The organism is Paraburkholderia sp. GAS199 (genome assembly GCF_050436585.1).
Classification (GTDB): Bacteria; Pseudomonadota; Gammaproteobacteria; order Burkholderiales; family Burkholderiaceae; genus Paraburkholderia.
Genome location: NZ_JBNDMM010000015.1, coordinates 13457 through 34500, shown reverse-complemented (window position 1 = coordinate 34500; position 21044 = coordinate 13457). Strand labels below are relative to the sequence as shown.

The 21044-nt window shown below is 57.9% G+C and carries 15 protein-coding genes; 10 read left to right on the top strand and 5 right to left on the bottom strand.

From position 1 onward, the window contains the following. Window positions 1–58: 58 nt before the first annotated feature. The 4 genes from tssG to P3T18_RS35975 are packed head-to-tail and all read right to left on the bottom strand — an operon-like array spanning window position 59 to window position 4115. A complete protein-coding gene (gene tssG / locus P3T18_RS35990; RefSeq protein WP_429304714.1) occupies window positions 59–1171 on the bottom strand; it encodes a type VI secretion system baseplate subunit TssG in 1113 nt (370 codons plus the stop codon). Then, window positions 1132–3024 carry a type VI secretion system baseplate subunit TssF gene (tssF, locus tag P3T18_RS35985; RefSeq protein ID WP_429304713.1) on the bottom strand — a complete coding sequence of 631 codons (1893 nt, stop codon included), beginning with the start codon at window positions 3022–3024 and terminating at the stop codon, window positions 1132–1134. Before tssF ends, tssG begins: the two co-directional genes overlap by 40 nt. 16 nt (window positions 3025–3040) lie before the next feature. Further along, a complete protein-coding gene (tssE, locus tag P3T18_RS35980; RefSeq protein WP_429304712.1) occupies window positions 3041–3577 on the bottom strand; it encodes a type VI secretion system baseplate subunit TssE in 537 nt (178 codons plus the stop codon). Next, entirely contained in the window at window positions 3558–4115 is a 558-nt protein-coding gene (locus tag P3T18_RS35975) for a TagK domain-containing protein (RefSeq protein ID WP_429304711.1), read from the bottom strand. Before P3T18_RS35975 ends, tssE begins: the two co-directional genes overlap by 20 nt. A 598-nt stretch (window positions 4116–4713) precedes the next feature. Between P3T18_RS35975 and tssB the strand changes: the two genes are divergently transcribed. From tssB to tssM, 7 genes are all read left to right on the top strand, one after another. After that, complete coding sequence (gene tssB / locus P3T18_RS35970) at window positions 4714–5262, top strand: type VI secretion system contractile sheath small subunit (RefSeq protein ID WP_429304710.1); 549 nt, start codon at window positions 4714–4716, stop codon at window positions 5260–5262. A gap of 72 nt (window positions 5263–5334) precedes the next feature. Continuing rightward, a complete protein-coding gene (gene tssC / locus P3T18_RS35965) occupies window positions 5335–6828 on the top strand; it encodes a type VI secretion system contractile sheath large subunit (RefSeq protein ID WP_429304709.1) in 1494 nt (497 codons plus the stop codon). Between the two features lie 75 nt (window positions 6829–6903). Beyond that, window positions 6904–7386 (top strand): Hcp family type VI secretion system effector, encoded by a 483-nt coding sequence (locus P3T18_RS35960; protein WP_429304708.1) that lies wholly within the window; start codon window positions 6904–6906, stop codon window positions 7384–7386. Window positions 7387–7457: 71 nt separating this feature from the next. Further along, on the top strand, window positions 7458–7970 hold the full coding sequence (gene tssJ / locus P3T18_RS35955) for a type VI secretion system lipoprotein TssJ (protein WP_429304766.1): 513 nt from the start codon (window positions 7458–7460) through the stop codon (window positions 7968–7970). Window positions 7971–7982: 12 nt separating this feature from the next. Continuing rightward, window positions 7983–9329, top strand: coding sequence for a type VI secretion system baseplate subunit TssK (gene tssK / locus P3T18_RS35950; protein ID WP_429304707.1), 1347 nt, complete (start codon window positions 7983–7985; stop codon window positions 9327–9329). A 140-nt stretch (window positions 9330–9469) separates the two neighbouring features. Continuing rightward, complete coding sequence (tssL, locus tag P3T18_RS35945; protein WP_429304765.1) at window positions 9470–10687, top strand: type VI secretion system protein TssL, long form; 1218 nt, start codon at window positions 9470–9472, stop codon at window positions 10685–10687. 28 nt (window positions 10688–10715) lie between these two features. Continuing rightward, window positions 10716–14690: a type VI secretion system membrane subunit TssM gene (gene tssM / locus P3T18_RS35940; RefSeq protein ID WP_429304706.1), complete on the top strand. Its 3975-nt coding sequence runs from the start codon at window positions 10716–10718 to the stop codon at window positions 14688–14690. Window positions 14691–14899: 209 nt separating this feature from the next. Here the strand turns inward: tssM and P3T18_RS35935 are convergent, their stop codons facing one another. Beyond that, entirely contained in the window at window positions 14900–15268 is a 369-nt protein-coding gene (locus P3T18_RS35935) for a response regulator (protein ID WP_429304705.1), read from the bottom strand. Window positions 15269–15901: 633 nt separating this feature from the next. Between P3T18_RS35935 and amaB the strand changes: the two genes are divergently transcribed. The 3 genes from amaB to P3T18_RS35920 all read left to right on the top strand — a co-directional run bounded on the left by amaB (window position 15902) and on the right by P3T18_RS35920 (window position 21029). Further along, the gene (gene amaB / locus P3T18_RS35930) at window positions 15902–17401 is read left to right on the top strand and encodes an L-piperidine-6-carboxylate dehydrogenase (protein ID WP_429304704.1); all 1500 of its coding nucleotides are present in this window, start codon (window positions 15902–15904) and stop codon (window positions 17399–17401) included. Window positions 17402–17594: 193 nt separating this feature from the next. Continuing rightward, window positions 17595–18767: an NAD(P)/FAD-dependent oxidoreductase gene (locus P3T18_RS35925; RefSeq protein ID WP_429304703.1), complete on the top strand. Its 1173-nt coding sequence runs from the start codon at window positions 17595–17597 to the stop codon at window positions 18765–18767. Window positions 18768–19244: 477 nt separating this feature from the next. Further along, the gene (locus P3T18_RS35920; RefSeq protein WP_429304702.1) at window positions 19245–21029 is read left to right on the top strand and encodes a DUF2138 domain-containing protein; all 1785 of its coding nucleotides are present in this window, start codon (window positions 19245–19247) and stop codon (window positions 21027–21029) included. Window positions 21030–21044 lie beyond the last annotated feature (15 nt).

The following is a 21044-nucleotide window of genomic DNA, read 5'->3' as shown; positions in this document are numbered from 1 at the left end:
AATGATGCTATGAATTGCGGCTCGGCTTTAGAACCGCCCGGTGTGCGTTTTTCGCCATTCATATTTTGCCCCCGTTGTGATTGTGAAGCGGCATTTCCGCTGCCGACTGATTCGCGTGTTCTGGCGACGTTTTCACGAGCGGGTTGAAGTAGCTTTCGGGTTGGAAGCGCATGCCGGAGATGGATGCGCTTCCGGACGCATGGCCGAGCCAGCCTGACCAGCCCAATTTTTGCAAATCACCTACCACCGCGGCCGGCGCACTTCCAGGGTGAATGCGTAATTCCAATTCCCATTCGAATTCATATCCAACGAAGTTACGGACCGAATCCACCAGTCGAGGCAGATCGGCGCCTCCGGGCGTAAAACGCAAGTATTCGTTCATGCCGATAGGGCCAATCACGATGCGAAAACAGTGTTGACGATCAGGCACCTGTTCACCGAGCATTGCGCCATCGCTCATCGTTGCCGCCGCGCCTGGTTTGCCGAGAAGGCTTCGATCCTTGCCGTCGATTGCCATCCAGTGAAATACGAACTGTTCGACCGCAACCGGCACGTGAAAATAGTGAGCAAGCGTGTTGCGCAAGCTATCGGCATTGCGAGCTTCGCCGAGAAAATGGGGCGATGCTGCGAGTTGTGCATGGACCGGCAGCACGGATTTCGCAAGCTCACGCGTGTCTCGACCAGTCAGACTCGCAACGTAGTGGGCGAAATGCTCGGTTTCGGGGCCGGCCCGGTCCAGTGCGACAGTATCTTGCGCACTCGCCCATGCACGGTAAAACAGCGTCAGGTAGCGGTGGTGAAAAATATCGAAGAAATCGACAAGCGTGCGGTCGCGAGCGCTCTCTTCGCGCTCTCGTGCAGTTTCGGTAAGGTGGATAGGCAGTGGCCCGTTTGGTCCGAGCATGCCAAGCGAAAAGAGGCGAATGTATAGGCGGCTGTCCTTTTCGTCAGCGCTGGCGATTTCGCATGGAGCAAAGGCCAGACTCGGTTTCTGCCCGATCCGAAACGGCTCTGCGGATGGACGCTGCGCGGTACCGATGGAATGATTACGCTCGTCGGCGCCGACTCGGCGCATCAGTGGCAGAAATCCATACAACCATGGCCGCGCTTGCAGCTTGTCGATTCCGCTAATCATGATGCAGCTTTGCCTGAAGGCGTACGCACGGACCATCGTTTTAGATGGCCGCGCTGCATTGACCGCAGTTCTGTTTCGATAAACGAGTTGATGCAAACACGTTGCGCCAGATAGCGATCGAGAACGAGCCCGAACAGATACGGACTCACTCCGGAAAACCGGGTCTCGTCGACTGTCAGCCGGCACTCGATGCCACGTCCAGTCACCAGCGGACCTCGATCGGCCATTTTGCGTGTCACCGGACGCGTTGTTACGTCGACCAGACCTTCGACCTGGCACAAGAGTCCGGCATCGACGTCGGTCAAATAGAGGCGCAGCATGTCACGCATAGTTTTCGCCCCTGAACGACCATCCAGACAGTCGAGAGGCAAACTGTTGAAATTCAGATGGCCAATGAGCCGCCTCGCGGTTTCGGTTTGGGAGAAAGATGTGCGTGGCGTTGTTGGCCGTCGGATCAAGCCGATGCTTTCGATGGGCAATGAGTGGTCGGCATCAAGGTCGCTCACTCCGTTGCGTTCCAGCAGGGTCGGCAGGTCACGATTAGTCAACCAGGCTTCAACGGACAGATACCGCAAACCGTCGCGATACGGAGCGTCGTGCTGGTCCACCAGTGACACGAATGCTTCAGTGCCGACATAAGATGAACGTGTGCCGTGTCGGAGCGTTGTGCTCGATAGAACGCGGGGTTCGCGACGCAAAGAAAAATAACGCCCGTGATTTGCCGTGTCCTTATTTAAAGTGTGAAATAGTGGACGGAACTGGTAAGCGGTTGAGTCGCCGTCGATCATCCCGGTGAGTGAATCGACGGAATAGACCTCATAGTCTGACGGTGCATGTCGTTTGGGGACGAGGTGAAACTCCGTCCGGGCTTCGTTCAGTTCGATCCGCTCGATTCGACTCGGAAACAGATTGATGACAGGTGTGCAGAACAAGGCGAACTGCGCTGCATCGATAATTTCCGCTAGCCACTCAGGATGCCTGTCGAGCAGAACGATGACTTCAACCTCTTGACCTTTTACCCGGCTCAAACCTTCGGATAACCCTGTCAGGTTGAAAAAATAAAAGCGACTCGGACATGCAAAGTATTCGCGAATGAGATTGTGCCCGTGCAAATTCGACCACGCGATTGGCAATAGCGCCTGATTTTCATCAAGGCCTTCGTGTGTAATCGCATCTTGGGTGACCACAGAAAACGATCGCTCACAATCATGGCATGCGCCTGGCGCGCCGGTAATCGTGGCGATGGTCGCCGTATGTAGCAATTCGAACAGGTGAGAGGCAACCTGATCGTCGCCGGTGAGGTACAACGGCAGACAGGTCAATCCACGTAGACTTGCGATTCCGGCTTCACCCGTTGCGCGCAGCCGCAGGCGCAGTGCTCCCCGCACCTGCCTATCTGGCGGAACGTAGCGGTCGAGCATAGGAATGTCCACAGGTACACCGGTAAGCTGGGCGTGAACAATTTCAAGCGGATAGAGCGTGACGTCCTGGCTGCTGCGGAATTCACAGGCTGTCTTGTCACCCAGCGTTGGCCGGCTTACGAATCTGGTGCCGCGTGGGACATGGAAACCTTCGGTGAGACTGCCTTGCTGTGTGCGAGGATAAAGCCGTGCCACTGTCATCGATGGAATCGGCGCCATATAGCCGGGGTAGAGCACATCGAGGATCCGACCTGCGAAACGGGGAAACTCCGTGTCGAGTTTGAGATTCGTGCGTGCACTCATGAAGGCAAATGAGTCGACCAGACGTTCGACATAAGGGTCTGCCTCCTCATCCGGTTTCGGACCGAGTCGATCGGCGAATCGGGGATGTGCCTGTGCAAACTCATCCTCCAACTCGTGCATATGCGCTAGTTCTCGGTGGTAGTAATCGAGCAGTCGCGAGTCCATCAAAATGTCCTATTGGTCAGCGCGGGTAGGTATGCAGACGACTCGCGTCGAGATCAAGCGAGCTTTGCACCCTGAACTCGAGCGGATAGGGGGCCACGCGGATCATTCCGGAAATTTCGAAAACAAGCTGGTTGTAGCGAGTCACGCCACTTTTAGCGGAAAGTGGCACAACGCGAATTGTTTCGGAAATCAGACGCGGCTCGAACTCCCGTATCGCGCGCCGAACGAGCACTTCAAATTCCGACCATTTGCGCGTGGCCGAAAAGCTGCCGGCGAGCGCTGGAATCCCAAAATTGAGCGTGGAAGTGGCCGCGTGCGGATATTGTTTGCGACTGATCTGGTCTTCGAGACTGCTGGCATTGAGCAGGAAGGTTAGATCGCGCTGAACAATGTCGCGCATTTGTGCGCGCGTCACTGCGTAATCTGCGGAAGTTTCGGTCTGCCGAGCCGGGGCGTCATCACGTAGGCGGTCGATCAAACAGGGCAGGAAGTACTCGTTAGTTCCGAGCGGTGTGCCTGACGTCCGAATCGATTCAGGGTGTTGTCGGCGCATCGGAATTCCTCTCAGCGTTTGTCGTAGCGCTGTTCAAAGCGGCGAGCGGACTGTCAATTGCAAGCGTGTGATGATCTCGCCTGACAATGAAAGACGGCGCAGCAGCCAAGCCTGTTTCAGCCCTCACGCTGTATTCGGGCGGAGCGAACAGGCTGAGAATTTCCTCAGCCGGGACTCGCTCCATTTCCCCGCAAAACCCATTCGTGTGCAGCGGGCCGAACGCTTCCTCCACCATCTCCACATCTGAAAGTAGGTGGTGGATGGAGTGAGAACCATCCTTAGTACCGTCATGCGCTTCGAGCGACTGGCTAGTCGATCTGTGCTCGACCGTGTTCTGCGAACCTATCCAATCCGACCGCGAAAATAGGTAATTAGATCCAAGTGCCTGGTAATACTGACCATCGAGGTCGGAGAGAAGATCGTCATAATTGTTGCGGATCAACGCACAAAAAATTTCTTCACCGGCCGCGCCGCTATATGCAGTGGGACGGTCCGCGTGATAGTTCCGGTGAACATCGAGACCATTGAACATATGCATTCCGAATCCATTGAGCGGCAACTAAATCAACTAGCTGGCTTTTGCTCGATTTCGTGTAAAGGCTTTGATTAACGCACGGCTTACGTTTGCATGTCTACCGTAATTTTTAATATCAAAAATAAGAAACTATCCGAGGAGAAAAAATATTTTAGAAATAGAAGATCGTGATGAAGTTTTTGGAAGGATGTCAGTCAGAATTTCCCTACCGAGATGCGCGGATTTCTCGCAATAAGCGTAGTGGATGTATGAAAAGCCAATTTTGTGTGTGGATGGATTTTATAAAAATAATCAATGGTATGTGTGCGAATTTAGCGCATTCAAGATAACGAAGTTCCCGACCTGAAAATTCGAGTTAGGTATTGCGCATAAAGTTGAGTAGGCAATACGCATTAAATCACGGTTGACTCGGCGGAATGCTGGCTTGGATAATTAAAAAAACGCCAGATGCCGGGCTATAGAAATCGAGTCCGTCGATTTATAAGAGCTGCGCTTCTTATCTAGGTGTTCATCTCGCAAATATATGCCGGTTGCGTAAGGGATCATTCTGATCGGATTGGTTTCCCATTTTTAGGCGAATTTAAAACATCCGGAGTCACGCATGACCGCATTTTCAGGTAGCGCGCAGAAATTCATTGGGCGTAACCGCGCACCACGCGTTCAGATTGAATACGACGTGGAAATCTACGGTTCAGAAAAGAAGGTGGAACTTCCATTTGTCATGGGAGTACTGGCGGATTTATCGGGTAAGCCTGTCGAGCCTCCGCCGGCGGTCTCTGACCGACGCTTTCTCGACATCGACGTCGACAACTTCGATGAACGCATGAAGGCGCTCAGTCCACGCGTTGCGTTCACCGTGCCGAACGCACTGACTGGTGAATCAGCGTTAGCGATCGACATGACGTTCGATCGCATGGACGACTTCTCGCCGGCTGCCGTGGCGCGCAAGGTAGAGCCCCTACGTCGTTTGCTCGACGCGCGCACCCAGCTGGCCAACCTCCAAACCTATATGGACGGTAAGTCGGGTGCGGAAGCGCTTGTCCACAAATTGCTGGCCGATCCCTCGTTGCTGAAATCGCTTGCTGTTCCGCCGAGAACACTTCCGATTGACGATGCTCCCGCCGGCCATGCGGATGAATCGCGCGAGTGAGCGCGGCATCTCGGGCGTATGGCGGATGATCGACCAGAACAATATTCAAATCAGTAAAGACAGGGGCAGACTATGACGACATTGCAATCCAGTGCATTCACCGCCATCGGCCGTGCTGAGCCGGCTTTCTCGCAGTTACTCGCGCAGGAGTTTCGCACCAGGACTGAGGCGGCGCGTGACGCCGTCGAACGTGCGGTTCAAACACTGGCCGAACATGCGCTGCAACAATCAGGTGTGTTTAGCGACGATGCTTACAAAAGCATCGAAGCCATCATCGCTCAGATTGATCGCAAGATATCCGAGCAGATCAATCTGATCTTGCACCACGACGAGTTCCAGAGGCTTGAATCGGCTTGGCGCGGCTTGCATCATCTGGTTTCGAATACCGAAACTGACGAGCGGCAGAAAATTCGGTTTATGGATATTTCGAAGGACGAACTGCGCCGCACGTTGAAACGTTATAAAGGCCTGGCGTGGGACCAAAGTCCGCTTTTCAAGCAACTCTACGAGGAGGAGTACGGTCAGTTGGGCGGTGAACCGTATGGATGTCTGATTGCGGATTACTACTTCGATCACACACCTCCCGACGTCGATCTGCTGGGTTCGATCGCGAAGATATCGGCGGCCGCGCACATGCCGTTCATCTCGGGCGCGTCTCCGTCCGTGTTGCAAATGGAATCGTGGCAGGAACTCGCCAATCCTCGTGACCTCACAAGGATTTTCACGCAAAACCTCGAGTATGCGCCGTGGAATTCGCTGCGCAACACCGAAGACGCTCGCTATATTGGGCTTGTCATGCCGCGCTTTCTGTCGCGCTTGCCATATGGCGTACAAACAAATCCCGTCGACGAGTTTGTTTTCGAAGAGGACACGAGTGGTCCCGATCACCGCCGCTATGCATGGGCTAACGCGGCCTATGCAATGGGTGTCAACATCAACCGGTCGTTCAAATTGTACGGCTGGTGCTCGCTGATACGGGGCGTCGAGTCGGGCGGCACAGTGGAGGGCTTGCCGTGCCACGCATTCCCAACGGACGACGGCGGTATCGACATGAAGTGCCCGACGGAAATCGCCATATCCGATCGGCGAGAGGCGGAATTATCGAGGAATGGGTTTATCCCGCTCGTACATCGAAAGAACACCGGTGATGCGACTTTCGTTGGCGCGCAGTCGCTGCAGAAGCCCGTTGAATATCAGGATGCCGATGCGACCGCTAACGCGAGCCTGTCTGCCCGTTTGCCGTATCTATTCGCCTGTTCGCGCTTCGCGCATTACCTGAAGTGCATTGTGCGAGACAAGATTGGAATGTTTCGAGAGCGCGAAGATATGCAGCGCTGGCTCAACGAATGGATCATGAATTATGTCGACGCGGATCCCGCCAACTCGTCGCAGGAGACGAAGGCGCGTCGGCCGCTGGCTGCTGCCGAGGTGCTCGTCGAAGACGTCGAGGGCAATCCAGGTTACTACCAGGCGAAGTTCTTCTTGCGCCCACATTATCAACTCGAAGGTTTGACCGTTTCGTTACGGTTGGTGGCGCGCTTGCCTTCGATAGAGAAAGCCGCCTGAGCGCCAAGGTATTCAATTGATATATAGCCTGCCGACAACGCAGGCCGACCGGTTTTCCCTGTTTCGGAGCTTCATATGGCGCAAGATATTTTTATCAGAATTAGCGGTATCGACGGCGAGTCACAAGATTCCTCGCATAAAAATGAAATCGAAGCGACTAGTTGGAGCTGGCAAATTCTCCAGCAATCGGACATGCATGTCGGCTCGGGCGGCGGTGCGGGAAAAGCGACTGTAGAAGATCTCGCGTTCGAGCATTTCGTCGACCGAGCGAGCCCAAATCTCATGAAGTATTGCCTGACTGGAAAACACATTGAGGAGGCCGTGCTTACCGTGCGTAAAGCAGGCGGTAGTCCGCTCGAATACCTCAAGCTCACCATGAGCGACGTGCTCGTCACACGCGTTCATCCGTCGGGCAGCAACACAGACAACGGTATTCGGGAGCGCGTGCGTCTTTCCTTCGCGAAGGTCAAGCAGGAGTATGTCGTGCAGAACGCGCAGGGCGGTAGCGGTGGAGCGGTGACAGCGGCCTACGACATCAAGCTTAATAAAGAGGTTTGAGCGCGGTGCGTCGGAATGTGCTTTGCGAATGCTGGGGCAATGCGATGCGCTGTCCGTCTCGATCACCGTCTATACGTTCAATCGTAATTGTCCCGGTACTTGCAGTCTTGCTTGCGCTCGGGGCATGTGTGAGCGGCGAAACCAAGGCCCTTCGAGAGCCTGTGAAGATGGATTTGTTAGTACGCGCGTCGTCAGCAGTCAACCCGGATGAGCAGAAGCGCGCTGCACCAATCGTCGTGCGCATCTACGAACTGAAGAACGCCGACACTTTTGCCGCGGCGGATTTTTTCTCCTTGCAAGAGAAGGATAAGACGCTGCTGGCGGACGATCTTATCGCACGCGACCAGACGCAGCTTCGTCCGGGCGAAAGCAGAATCTTCCGGCGCACCGTCGACGCGGCTACTACCACGATCGGCGTGATTGCCGCCTACCGGGATCTGCCGAATTCCGTATGGCGTGTGACCTGGCCGGTGCCTACATTGCCGTCTGGCACGTGGTTCCGGAGCGCGCCGACACTGAAATTAACCGTCGACCTCGACGCCACCGCGATCCGGATTACAGAAGCTCCGCAACAGAAAAGGTAATGGGCCACACGAATGAGTTGGTACAACAAGGTCATCTGGAGCGAGGGCCTCTTTTTGCGTCCTCAGCTTTTTCAGCAGCAAGAGCGCTATCTGGAGCAGTTTGCGCACAAACGCGCGGCGCCGCTGTCGCCGTTCTTCTTTGGGTTCTCTCAGTATGCGATCGATTCCGAAGCGCTGGCGCTCGGTAAGGTCGTTGCAAAATCGGCAACCGGCGTGTTCGCCGATGGTACGCCGTTCGATTTCCCCGGCAGTACGCCGCCGCCTGCGCCGCTGACGATCCGACCGGAACATCTGGATCAGGTTATCCATGTCGCCGTGCCCATTCGGGTGCCCAATGCGGAAGAAACCACGTTTGACGAGTCGCTTCATTCCCTTGCGCGTCATACGGTGTTCGATGCCGAGTTACGCGACACCAATTCGATCGGTCAAGGGTCGAAGACCGTGCAGCTTTCTCATTTGCGCTTGCGTCTGGTTCCTCAGAAGGAGTTGACGGACGAACAGATCGGCTTGCCGCTCACGCGAGTCAAAGCGCTTCGTGCGGATGGAAGCATTGAACTCGACGACACGCTGGTCCCGCCCGTGTCAGGTTACGGCGCAAGCGGATTGCTCGTGACATGGCTGGCGAAGGTGCACGATCTCACCCGGCTGCGCGCGAGCGCGCTTGCCAAACGCTTGACGGGTGGCGATGGTCAGGCCGGCACGGTCGCGGAAGTGTCCGATTATCTGCTTCTGCAAACACTCAATCGCTATGAGCCGATGCTGCAGCATTTGCGTCGTGTTCCGACAACGTCTCCCGCTGACGTTTATGCGTTGCTGCTTGGTATGGCGGGTGAACTGTCGACCTATGTACGCCCGGAAACGCGACGCCCTCTGGAAACTCATCCGCCGTATCGGCATACCGAGCCGCATCTATGTCTGAAGCCCGTCGTCGACGACACGCATTCTCTGCTCAATGCAGTTCTCGTACGCAGCGCGCAAAGCATCCCGTTGGCAGACGCGGGTTACGGAATGCGCAATGCGGTGGTCGATCCTGGCGAAATGCGCAGTTTCAGTTCGCTCGTACTCGCCGTGGCAGCGCAAATGCCGGCAGACACGTTAGTTCAGCACTTCGCGACGCAAGTCAAGGTTGGACCTTCCGAGCGCCTGCCCGATCTTGTGCGTTCGCACTTGCCTGGCCTGGTTCTTCAGGCGCTTCCTGTTCCGCCGCGACAGATTCCATTCAACGCAGGATACATGTACTACGAACTCCTACGCTCTGGATCGCTGTGGGACGCCGTTGCGCAGCACGGGGGCATCGCTCTGCACGTGGCCGGCGATTTTCCCGGTCTTAAGTTGGAGCTTTGGGGCATACGCGGTTAAAGCATAGTTCGTGATGGAGCCAGGGCGCTTGAGTTAAAGCCCATTCAATTTCACATTAGGTTAGCGCATTGAATCGAGACCGCGGAACGCCTTATTTCAGCACGGCATTCGTGTCGGACGCGCAGTCCGACCGTACCGGCATGCCGGAAAGAACTGGCGAGCCGTCGCCGCCTATCGCTTATGGGTCGATTGGAGAATCTCAGGCGGCGCGTCTTCACGCTGTCGGAGAAGCTCCAAATCCTCTGCTTGAAGCAGCTCGTGCCTTGCTTCGGGCCTTGGCCGACATGCCCGACGAACTCGGTGCGGAAGCCGTCGAAAAGCTGCACCTATTGCTCAAGCAGGAAATGCACCTCTTTCAACGCCTGTGCGAGAAGCTGAATATCCGGCGAGAACACATGATCGGGGCTCGCTACTGTCTGGCCACAGCGCTCGACGAGTGCGCGGCAAAAACTGCATGGGGGCGCCGTGAAACCGGCGTCGAATGGCTCCGAAAAGGGCTGGCAACGGAATTCCACGAGGACCGTCAAGGCGGTGACAAAGTTTATCTGCTGATCGGGCGCTTGATGAGCGAGCCGCACGAGCATTTTGACCTGCTCGAAGTTATTTATCGGATATTGAGTCTCGGATTTATGGGCCGTTATCGGCATGAAGCTGACGGCGCGCGCAAGCATGACGCCATTCGTCAACGGCTTTATAACGTGCTGCAGACGCAGCAAGGTGTCGTGCCCAATATGCTGTCGCCGAGCGTCCAGTCCGACGCACGCGGGCAACGTATGTCCTTCCATCAAGTTCCGGTCTGGATCACTTTTTTTGTCTTTGGGTTCGTGCTGCTTGGCGTGTTCGTATGGTTTAAATATAAGTTGCTAGAGCATGGTGGAAATGTTGAGGCGCAGATTGTTGAAATTGGGCGTATGACTCCGCCTCCTCGACAATCGCTACATCTAGAAGAACTACTAAAAAGAGAGATTGTCGACGGCATGTTGAGCGTCGACGAAGATGCACATCACAGTGCGCTGACTTTTCATGGCGACACGATGTTTCCGCCGGGCGCGGCCACGGTGCACGCGTCCATGGACCCGTTGATCTCAAAGGTCGCGAGCGAACTCAGTAAGCTGCCAGGCAAGATCACGATTGCTGGTTATACCGATAACGTGCCGATCCGCAGTCGCCAGTTCGCGTCGAACGACGCGCTATCGGAGGCGCGAGCTATTCAGGTCATGCAACTGCTGCAATCGGCAGGCATACCAGGTGCGCGGCTCGAGGCCATCGGGCGGGGAGAGGAGAACCCGATCGGCGATAACGCGAATGCGCAAGGCCGTGCGAAGAATCGTCGCGTCGAAATTACGGTCACGCGGTGACCTGTCTTATGCTCGCCGGAACTCATAGATGAAGATGTTGTCGTTTTTACTTTCGCGCTGGTTCCTCGCGTTTCTCGGGCTCGCGGTCCTAGGGTTCGCAATCTGGTTTCTGGGGCCCGCTATCGCGCTGGGCGGCCTGAGGCCGTTGTTCAGTGCGGGCGCGCGCATGTTGCTAATCACACTCGTATTTGTCTGCGTACTGCTTTGGCTGAACGGGCGCTCGACAAGCGTGGTGTTCGGGGTGGTTCTCTGCCTCGTCGTCTGGTACGCCGGACCGCTTTTGAGCATCGGAAGCGTCGAGCCACTGGCAAGTGTCGCGGCGCGCGTCATTGCTATCTTGTTTGTATTTGTGGTTTTTGCAGCATGTGGTCTGTTCTGGTTGTGGCAGCGAATGCGTAACGACGCCGCTTTCCTTGAGAAAGCGCTGAGATTCGGCGGCAGGGCGCCGATATCACCCGCCGCTGATAGGCTCAGGGAAGTGGAAACAATTGCGGAGGGCGCGCTCGCACGTTTGAAATCCATGAGAAGTGGCGCAGGACGCGTTGCGAGAATTTTCCAGAGCACACGGTATCTATACGAGTTGCCGTGGTTTATTGCTCTCGGCTCGACGTCATCGGGAAAGACAGGTGTGTTGCTGAACGCCGGGCTCGATTTCCCGGGTGGCGGTGCCGTGTTGCGCATGGCTACGCCAAATCTGGCGAATGCGGCGGGCGGCACTAGAAACGCAGACTGGTGGCTGTCGAACGAAGCCGTGTTGATCGACACGGCGGGTTATTACACGCGACACGGCGCATCGACTCAATCTCTGCATCCAGTCGCGGCGGAACGTAACGACGAACATGCGACGCTAGATGAACGTTGCGACCCAAATGCGCAAACAGTCCTGGACACGCTGATTAACGAAGCCGAACGGCGCCGACGTATCGATAAGGAGGAATGGCACGGGTTTCTCGATCTGCTCCGCCGCTACCGTCCGCGCGCGCCGATCAATGGTGCCGTGCTTGCCGTGAGTCTCGATACGCTGGTTGCTTGCGACCCGACGGTACGCCTGTCGGAAGCAGAGGCATTGCGTGACCGACTGCTAGACATGCGTGCGAGACTCGGTATCCGTTTTCCCGTCTACGTGACGATTACGCAGATGGACCGGCTTGCTGGATTTATCGACTACTTCAGTTCGCTGACCGAGGCGCATCGCGCACAGATGTGGGGTTTTACGCTGCCGTCGAGCGATAAGGCTGCTATCGGACAACTTGCTCCGCATTGCGACGTCGAATTCCGCCAACTTGTCGGGCGGCTGGCCGCCGGTCTGAACACGCGTCTGGAAGACGAATACGACAATGAGCGTCGTCGGCGCCTCGTTGCTTTGCCGGACGCATTTGCCGCGCTGCGCGTTCCATTGATCGAACTGCTTGCGCATCTGTTCGCCGATTCGCGCTTCGACAATACCCAATATCGCGCAACATTGCGCGGCGTGTATTTTACGAGTTCACGGCAGGGAGGATGCGCAGCGATTGCGGAGCCGCACACCGTCGTGCAGCGACTGATGTCGGATCATCCGATTACTGCGCATGGAGCGCAGGCTGTGGGAAACCAGAGTTATTTCTTGCGGGACCTCTTTACGCAAGTCGTGTTTCGGGAAGAGCATCTGGTTCGTCCTAATCTGCGGTGGGAATACCGCTTTCGCTTGCTTCGCCTGCTCGGCCATACACTGGCTCTCGTGTTGTTCGTCTGGTTGGCGGCCGGTATGCGCGTGAGTTTCGGCAACAACAGCGACTATCTCGACGCCGTCGCGCGCAAGACGCAGGCATTGGCTACGAAGGTCGCACGACTCTACCGTGAACCGAAGCCGGAATCCGTACCCGACACGCTTGGCGACGCACGCTCCCTTCCCACGTGGGCCGGCCTTGATCTATCGAATCCAGATGGCCGGTTTCGTTACGGTTTCTATAGTGCGCCGGGTGTTGTCGATGCGAGTCGCGAAACTTATCTCGCGCTTCAGAATACGCTGCTGTTACCTGAAATCGTGCGTCGATTAGAGGCAGTCATTGCACAGTCGACTGCAAACAGAAACGCCAAAGCGACATACGATGCGTTGCGCGTTTATCTGATGCTCTACGACAAGTCGAAATTCAGCGCGGCCGACGTGAAAGCCTGGGTCCTCGAAGACTGGGCCAATAGCGACAGTGCGGCGATTTTCGGTGGACGTGCTTCGATGATCGAACATGTCGAACAACTCTTTTCTGGAGAGCGTGTCGTCCAGTCGCCGCTAATCCGTAACGACGCGCTGGTCGGACAGGCTCGCGCCTTGCTCGACGGCAGCAATGCGACCGAGCGTTTATACGAGCGCACAAAAGCTGAGTTGCAGAAAGAGGCACCCGACGAGTTCACGCTGCTTCGCGCAATCGGCCCTCAGGCCGGGACGATATTTACGCGAGCGAGTGGCGCGCCGCTATCACGCGGGATACCCGGTCTCTTTACATTCGATGGTTACCGTAAGCTGTTCGATAAGCGGTTGCCAACGTTCGCGCGTGCGGCGTGTGAAGACGACGCGTGGGTGATGGGACACACCGGTTCCAACGATGCTCAAAAAAAAACGGCTGAGCTGGCGCGTGAGGCCAAGGGTATCGATGATCCGATCACGGACGCAATCCGACAACTCTACCTCGCTGAATATGCGAGGCAGTGGGACGATTTTCTCAGCGACGTTCGTCCCGTGACGGGTACGAGCCTGGCGTTCGACCTTCAGGTGCTGCGCCAGTTCGCTGCGCCGGATTCGCCGCTCGAGAGGCTTGCACGTGCGGCGGTGCACGAAACATCGCTAGCACGGTCTTTCGTGACTGAGGCTTCGCTACTGCAGAAAACAATCGGGCAACTCGACGAGAAAGCGGGTCTGACGCAAAGCGTCCGTGCATCGGAGCGCGTCGAGCGCGAAATGGTGGATAGTCGTTTTGCTGCGTTACGTGAAATGGTCACAGGCAGCGCTGATTCCGCTATGGGCAGTGAGCGTGAAAACGTTCAGCGTGGCAAGACGGGGCTCGACGGCGTGACGAGTTTGCTCAACGACTACTACACCGCTCTAACCGTCGCAGACAATGCGATTTCGAACAACAGCATGCCGCCTGCCAGCGACGCCGCAGCGAAGCTGAAAATCGCGGCCAACGCCATGCCGGCCCCTTTTCGGGAGGTACTGCTCGGGTTGTCGGGGCAGGGCTCGCGCGAAGTCAATCAAGGCATCGGACAACTGCTTTCACGCCAGATGCAAGCGGTGGTCGGTGACACTTGCCGAATGACCGTCGAAGGCAATTATCCGTTCGCGTCGGAAAGTGCTCGCGATCTGAGCATCGAAGACTTCACTCGCGTATTTGCTCAAGGCGGTCTGATGGACGACTTTTTCACGAAGAACCTCGCGCCGTTCGTCGACACATCGGCGAGACCCTGGCGCTATAAGACCTTGCCGGGCTCGACCGAGCCGGTACGTGGTCCCGAACTCGAACCGTTCCAGCATGCGCGACAGATACGCGACATGTTCTTCGGCGAGCAAGGCAAGCAACTTCAGTGGCGAAGCGAGATTCGAATAGCTGAACTGGACCCCACGGTGACGACGCTGACCATGGACGTCGACGGTCAGGGTATGCAGTATCAGCACGGGCCGGTGGTGCCGTTCCTCGTCAACTGGCCGGGTCTGCGCGGCGGTGCGCATGCGGAAATGAGCGCCAGCCCGCGCATCCGTCCGGAGACGTCCACGATTGCCGCAGAGGGTCCCTGGGCGCTCATGCGTTTGTTGCGCAGAGGCGAGGTGTTTCGAACAGCGACGCCCGGTCATACACGCATCGAGTTTGACTTCGACGGCCGCAAGGCCGTGCTCGATATTGCCAATGCGGGGAGTGTCGCGAATCCGCTGACCAGCAATGTGCTGGCTAGCTTTCACTGCCCGAGTTCAGCGCCTATGTCCGGATTGCCCGATAGTGGTCCGCCACCGGGCTTGCCCGCCGCAGGTGGATAGGAGCACCTGGTGGCCGGATAAAAGACGACTGGCAGCGTGAGCGAAGATGAACGAAGGCGGCAGCCATGCATCACAAACGCGCAATGAGTCACTGTGTCTGCCCCGCTTCTGTGCAGAACAGAAGCGCGGAAGTTCGAGATCGAAGGACAGAAATGGAGCGCAAAGTGCCAATGCTTGCAGTGATCCGTGTCACCGCGTGAGTGAACGACCTAGCAAACAGCCGGCGCGGGGCGCGGGCTTTCGCACTCTGCCAGCAAGCTCAGAAGCTTGTCGAGTGCAAATGGTTTGCGCAGAAAACCTTTGACGGGAAACGCGGGCGCATCGCCGCTGCCGCTGGTCAGAATCACCGGCACCGATGCCAGCTCGGTTCTGGATTGCATGGATTCGATCAATTCGGCGCCGTCCATATTGGGCATGCGCCAATCGCACACCACTGCGCTTACGCGCGTGCGCTGCAGTCGTTCGAATGCCTCGGCGCCGTCCGCCGCCGTGGCGACCGTGTACCCACGGCCGACCAGCACGGCGCGCAGCGCGGACAATGCCTCGGGTTGGTCGTCTACCAGTAAAACGCGACTCATAATGCTTATGCCTGAATTGATGTTTGCCAGTGGAGAAAATGTCGTCGTTAGCGTTCCACGATGGCTGAAGCGGACGCGGCTGGATATCCTGACGCGGTCCGTCGAGCCGCTTGTATAAGCAAGACGTATGCCAAACAATGATGAGCGTAGGATGGAGACGGATACGGCGAAGAGAGAAAGGCTTGGACGCGCAAGCGCGCGGGCGATATAGGCGGCTGTCAGGACGACATGTTCACCGAGGTCCGGGCGCCAACAGCGCTTGGGTCGCAACGGATGCGGTCGGCGCCATCAGCGCTGAAGCGGCCGCGGCGGTAAGCGGTTCAATCCTTACCGGTAAAGGGTGGCTCCGCCAGTCTTCCATCGCACGGTCGGCTTTATCCCACATCCGTCGTCATGATGGCCAACATTTCCAATAAGAAACGAATTGCTTAAGACTCAGCGAGTCTCTGGTTCGTCGCCACACAGGCGCGCTCGGCCACATGCGCAAACTGTTTTTATGCTGGAATCACGCCCGAAAACCACTTCAATGCGCTACATCAACGTCCCTTGGCAAATACGCTTGCCGCCATGAAGGCCCCCGTGTATAGTTTTTCTATACCGCTTTTGTTTCGTATCGGAAATTGAAGGATTCTCATGGACGTATCCACCATCCTCGCCGACCTCGGCATTGCCAAGGCGGCGCAAGCCGGCGACATCGCTGTTCATTCGCCCATCACCGGCGAACTCATCGGCCGTGTGGCCAGCAACACGGTGGAAGAAGTGGATGCGGCGCTCGCGCAGGCGAAAGACGCCTACACGGCGTGGCGCAACGTGCCCGCTCCGCGCCGCGGCGAACTGGTGCGTCTGCTCGGCAACCGTCTACGTGAGAAGAAGCAGGCGCTCGGCAGCATCATCACGCTGGAAACCGGCAAGATCCTGCAGGAAGGCATGGGCGAAGTGCAGGAAATGATCGACATCTGCGATTTCGCCGTCGGTCTGTCGCGTCAGTTGTACGGTCTGACGATCGCTTCGGAGCGTCCGGGACATCGCATGGCGGAGACGTGGCATCCCATGGGCACGTGCGTCGTGATCTCCGCGTTCAACTTCCCGGCGGCAGTGTGGTCGTGGAACGCAGCGCTCGCGCTCGTGTGCGGCAATGCGGTGATCTGGAAGCCGTCGGAGAAAACTCCACTTACGGCGCTCGCCGTCAATCAGATTTTGAACGAAGCCCTCGCGGAATTCGGCGACGCGCCGGCCGGCCTCACGGCGCTCGTTAACGGTGGGCGCGATGTCGGCGCAAAGCTCGTAGCCGATTCGCGCGCGTCGGTCGTCAGCGCGACGGGCAGCACGGAAATGGGTCGTACGGTGGGTGTGGAAGTGGCGAAGCGCTTCGGCCGCTCGCTGCTCGAACTCGGCGGCAACAACGCGGGCATCGTCACGCAAACGGCGGATCACGAGCTTGCCATGCGCGGCATTCTGTTCTCGGCGGTCGGCACGGCGGGGCAACGCTGCACGTCGCTACGGCGTCTATTCGTGCACGAAAGCGTGTACGACAAAACCATCGAACGTCTCAAGCAACTGTACGGCAAAGTGCCGATCGGCAATCCGCTTGAGAAAGGCACGCTGATGGGCCCGCTGATCGACAAGCAATCGTACGGCCGCATGCAGGAAGCGTTGCAGCAGGCGACCGCCGAAGGCGGCAAGGTGTTCGGTGGCGAGCGCGTCGAAGTGAAGGGTTACGAAGGCGGTTATTACGTGCGTCCTGCCATCGTCGAAATGCCGTCGCAGACGTCAGTGGTATTGAAAGAGACGTTCGCGCCCATTTTGTACGTGTTGAGTTACTCGGACTTCGCCGAGGCCGTGGAAGCCAACAACGCGGCCGTGCATGGCCTGTCGTCGTGCGTGTTCACGACCGATCTGCGTGAAGCCGAGCGTTTCCTGTCGGACTCGGGCAGCGATTGCGGCATTGCCAACGTGAACATCGGACCGAGCGGCGCGGAAATCGGCGGTGCATTCGGCGGCGAAAAAGAAACGGGCGGCGGTCGCGAATCCGGTTCGGATGCGTGGAAGGCCTACATGCGCCGTGCGACCAACACGGTTAACTATTCGTCGGCGTTGCCGCTCGCGCAAGGTATCGATTTCAATATCGACTAAGCGCGTCACAGAACCCTCGTCGCATGTGGCGCGGCCGCGACCCGGATGCAGTCCGGCCGTGGTCGAGCCGCTCAGTTACGGCAGTACAGAGCAATGGCAATGCGTTCGCGTGCCAGTCGCGCCAACGTGTTTTCAACAATCCGTTTAGGCCGGCCGTCGTTGCAGAGCGGCCACCGTACTCGTGGAGTAGCGCGTGAGTTCGAGAGTCGTGATTGTCGGCGGTGGAGTGATTGGCAGTTCGATTGCGTATTTTCTGCGGGCGTCGGACCCGACGGTCGCCGTCACGGTCATCGAGCGCGATCCGACTTACGCGCGGTCGTCGTCGGCGCTTTCGGCGGCTTCGATTCGCCAGCAGTTTTCCACGCCGCTCTCCATTCAGATGTCGCTATACGGCATCGAGTTTCTGCGCTCGATCGGCGATCGCCTGGAAGTGAACGGCGCAAAACCTTCGATCGATCTGCACGAGGGCGGTTACCTGTTTCTGGCCACGCTGCCCGGCGAGGGCACGCTGCGTGAAAATCACGCGCTGCAAACTAGCCTCGGCGCAGATATCAGTCTGCTCGACAGAAGCACTTTGCAGGCGCGTTTCCCCTGGCTGAATACCGAAGACCTCGTGGCCGGTGCCTACGGCGAAAGTGGTGAAGGCTGGTTCGACGGCTACGGTCTCGTGCAGGCGTTGCGCAAAAAAGCGCAGGCACTCGGCGCACACTACGTGGCCGATGAGGTGACTGCGTTGGAGCGCCTGGGCGCGCGCGTCACGCACGTTCGGACTGGGAGCGGCGAGTCTTACGCGTGCGACGTGATGGTGAACGCGGCGGGCGCGTGGTCGCGCCACGTGGCGCAGATGGCCGGCATCGACATCCCGGTCTTCGCGCGGCGCCGCAGTATCTTCAACGTCTCGTCTCCCGCGCGGCTCGAACGCTGTCCGCTGCTTATCGATCCGAGTGGCGTGTACTTTCGTCCCGAGGGAAAGTCGTTTATTTGCGGCACGTCGCCGTCGGCGGATAACGACCCGGACGATTTGCCGCTCGATGAAGTCGATCATGCGCTGTTCGACGACGTGATCTGGCCTACGCTTGCGCATCGCGTGCCGCAATTCGAAGCGTTGCGCGTGCAGAATTGCTGGTCCGGTTATTACGAATACAACGTACTAGACCAGAACGCGATCATTGGCCATCACCCCGACGTCGACAATTGCATTTTCGCCAACGGTTTTAGCGGTCATGGTTTGCAACAGGGTCCGGCCACTGGTCGTGGTATCAGCGAACTGATTCTGAATGGACGCTATACGACGCTCGATCTGGGTTCGCTCAGTTTCGAACGTGTGCTTGAAAATCGGCCAATCGTAGAAAAGAACGTGGTGTAGACGAGTTGCCTAGGCGCGCAGTGTTGGATTTTATTATGCGCGCGCCTTTGGACATAACATCATGTCCGGGTCGTGCGTTCTAAATGCCAACGCTTATTCGTGATATCTGCCCGCAGCAGCATAAAAACCGGTTCCACCGCTTACGGTGAACCGGTTTTTTTGCGTGCGCGTTAATCGTGACCATTTCAAGAAAATTTAAATTTTCCACGTAGACGGGACGTTCACGCGTAACGCCTTGCCTTAGGCGGTCTCTGTGCAAACATACCTAAAGAAAAAGCGCCACAGAATAATGCACGCTGAAGTACTCAAATCAAAGACTGGAGTAAATCAGGTGTTACATGCCGATCACAACCGGTTTCAGCCTAAAAATATCGGTTATCATCGCTGCCTCGAAAGAGTGATTCCGGCGAACGATCCCAGCTAGTTAATCCGCGGACGTCTTCGTTAATACCATCGCATCGAACCAGAAAAAATCAGATGAAGATGTCGCGCAAAAAGATTGCAATTTTGGTGGTCGGTCTTCTGGTGGTGGCCGGCGTAATCGTTCAGGGGATATGGCGGCCATTCGCGCATCGCAAAGCCGCCGATTCGGGCGAAGTCGTGCTCGACATTCATCATCCTGACGCAGTGATCGACAGCGAAGCGCTCTCGCGCCTGCCGCGCGACATTTTGCGCGTGCCTTTGCTGCACGACGTGCTCACGCAAGACTTCGTCGACTACTACGAATCGAACAATACGCGGCTCTCGGCAGAAGGCGCGTTGCGGCGCCTCGCCTTCGAACATCAACTCGATTGGCGCGACGAACTGATTCGCCGCGTGTTCGACGAGCCGGCGCACGTGCTGTTGTGGCGCTCGCCGGACGGCCGCCTCGGCTACTGGCTGATGTCGATCCATCGCAACGGCCTCGCCAAATTGCTGCAAGGCTTCGGCAATGTCGCCGCGAGCGACGCGCAGTTGAGCCAGGTGGCGAAACTGTCCGGCGACGTGCCGGTTTATGCGCTGAAGCTGGCAGTCGGCCGTACTGTGCTGTTCGCCACAAAAGACGACCGCCTCGTCGTGATGTCCGCGCCCGGTGTGCTGCTCGACGCCAAGGGCGGCTTGCTCGGCGAGCGCGCCGACGCGGTGTCGGAGATGTTGTCCTCGGGGCGCGACGACGCCGCGCGCGCCTATCGGCTCGACGCAGCCGGCGACGCGCCGAAGGGGCACCGGTTGGTGGTGTCGGCGAATTATCTGTCGTTCGGCTATCAGGCGTTTTTCTCGGGCATCGACGCCCTGCGTTTCGACTTCGCGCCGAACGGAACGTCGGCCGCGAGCTGGCAAACCGCCGCGCTGATCGAGCCAGGCAAGTTGCCGCAGCAGTGGAACAGCGCTGACTTGTGGCGCGCGTTGCCGGCTAATCCTGCGGCCTGCGCGAGCTTGCCGGCGGACTGGAAGGAAGCGTCGGCGCTGCTTGCGAAGGTGGCGGACTCGGGGGCGGACAGCGCCTCGGCCATCGGCGATCAACTAAGCGGAGCGGCCGCCGTTTGCTGGTACGCGAAATCCACGCTGGTCGCGCCGGTGTTCGTCGCGCGCGTGAAAACGCAGGACGCCGCCGGCGTTGCCACATTGAAAACGGCGCTGGGCAAGACGTTCGGTCAGGTGATCGGGGCGTACGAGGCCAAAGCCGCCAAAACCGGCGACGCCGACGCGAGCTATCGCCGTCTGCCCGTCACCACGCGCGATCAGGGCGCGGACGTCACCGTGTGGCAGCGTCCGGTCAGCGCGCGTGCCGGCACTGCGCTGGCGAGCAAGGCGGCGTTCGCGTCGCAGTTGTCGGCGGAACGCTATTTTCCGGTGACGCTCGCGCTGGCTCACGGCTATCTGATCTTCTCGCCGGACGCGCGTCTGGTCGACGACACGCTCGCCGTGCTCGACAAGCGCTATCCGGCGCTCGCCGATACGCTCGCGCCGCAGCATTTGCCGCGCACTATTCTCACGTTGACGCCGTCGTCGGCCGCCGCGTTGATCGAGCGCGAAGCGGGCGCGGCGTTGCCGGCGGATCAGGAATCTGTGTTCCGCAATGCGTCGCGCACGCACCTCGTGCCGAAGCTTCACGCACTCGCGCACTATCCGGCGGTGTCGCTGACCTTGCCGCAGAATCTGCCGGGATCGTCCGGCTGGGTGCCGGTCGAATGGTGGTTCGATCGCAGCAAAGGAAGTGCGGGCACCGACGCCGGCACGACTGACGCGCCCGTCGATCAACCCGGCACCGAGGGCGACTGAATGCGCTCCTTCGGC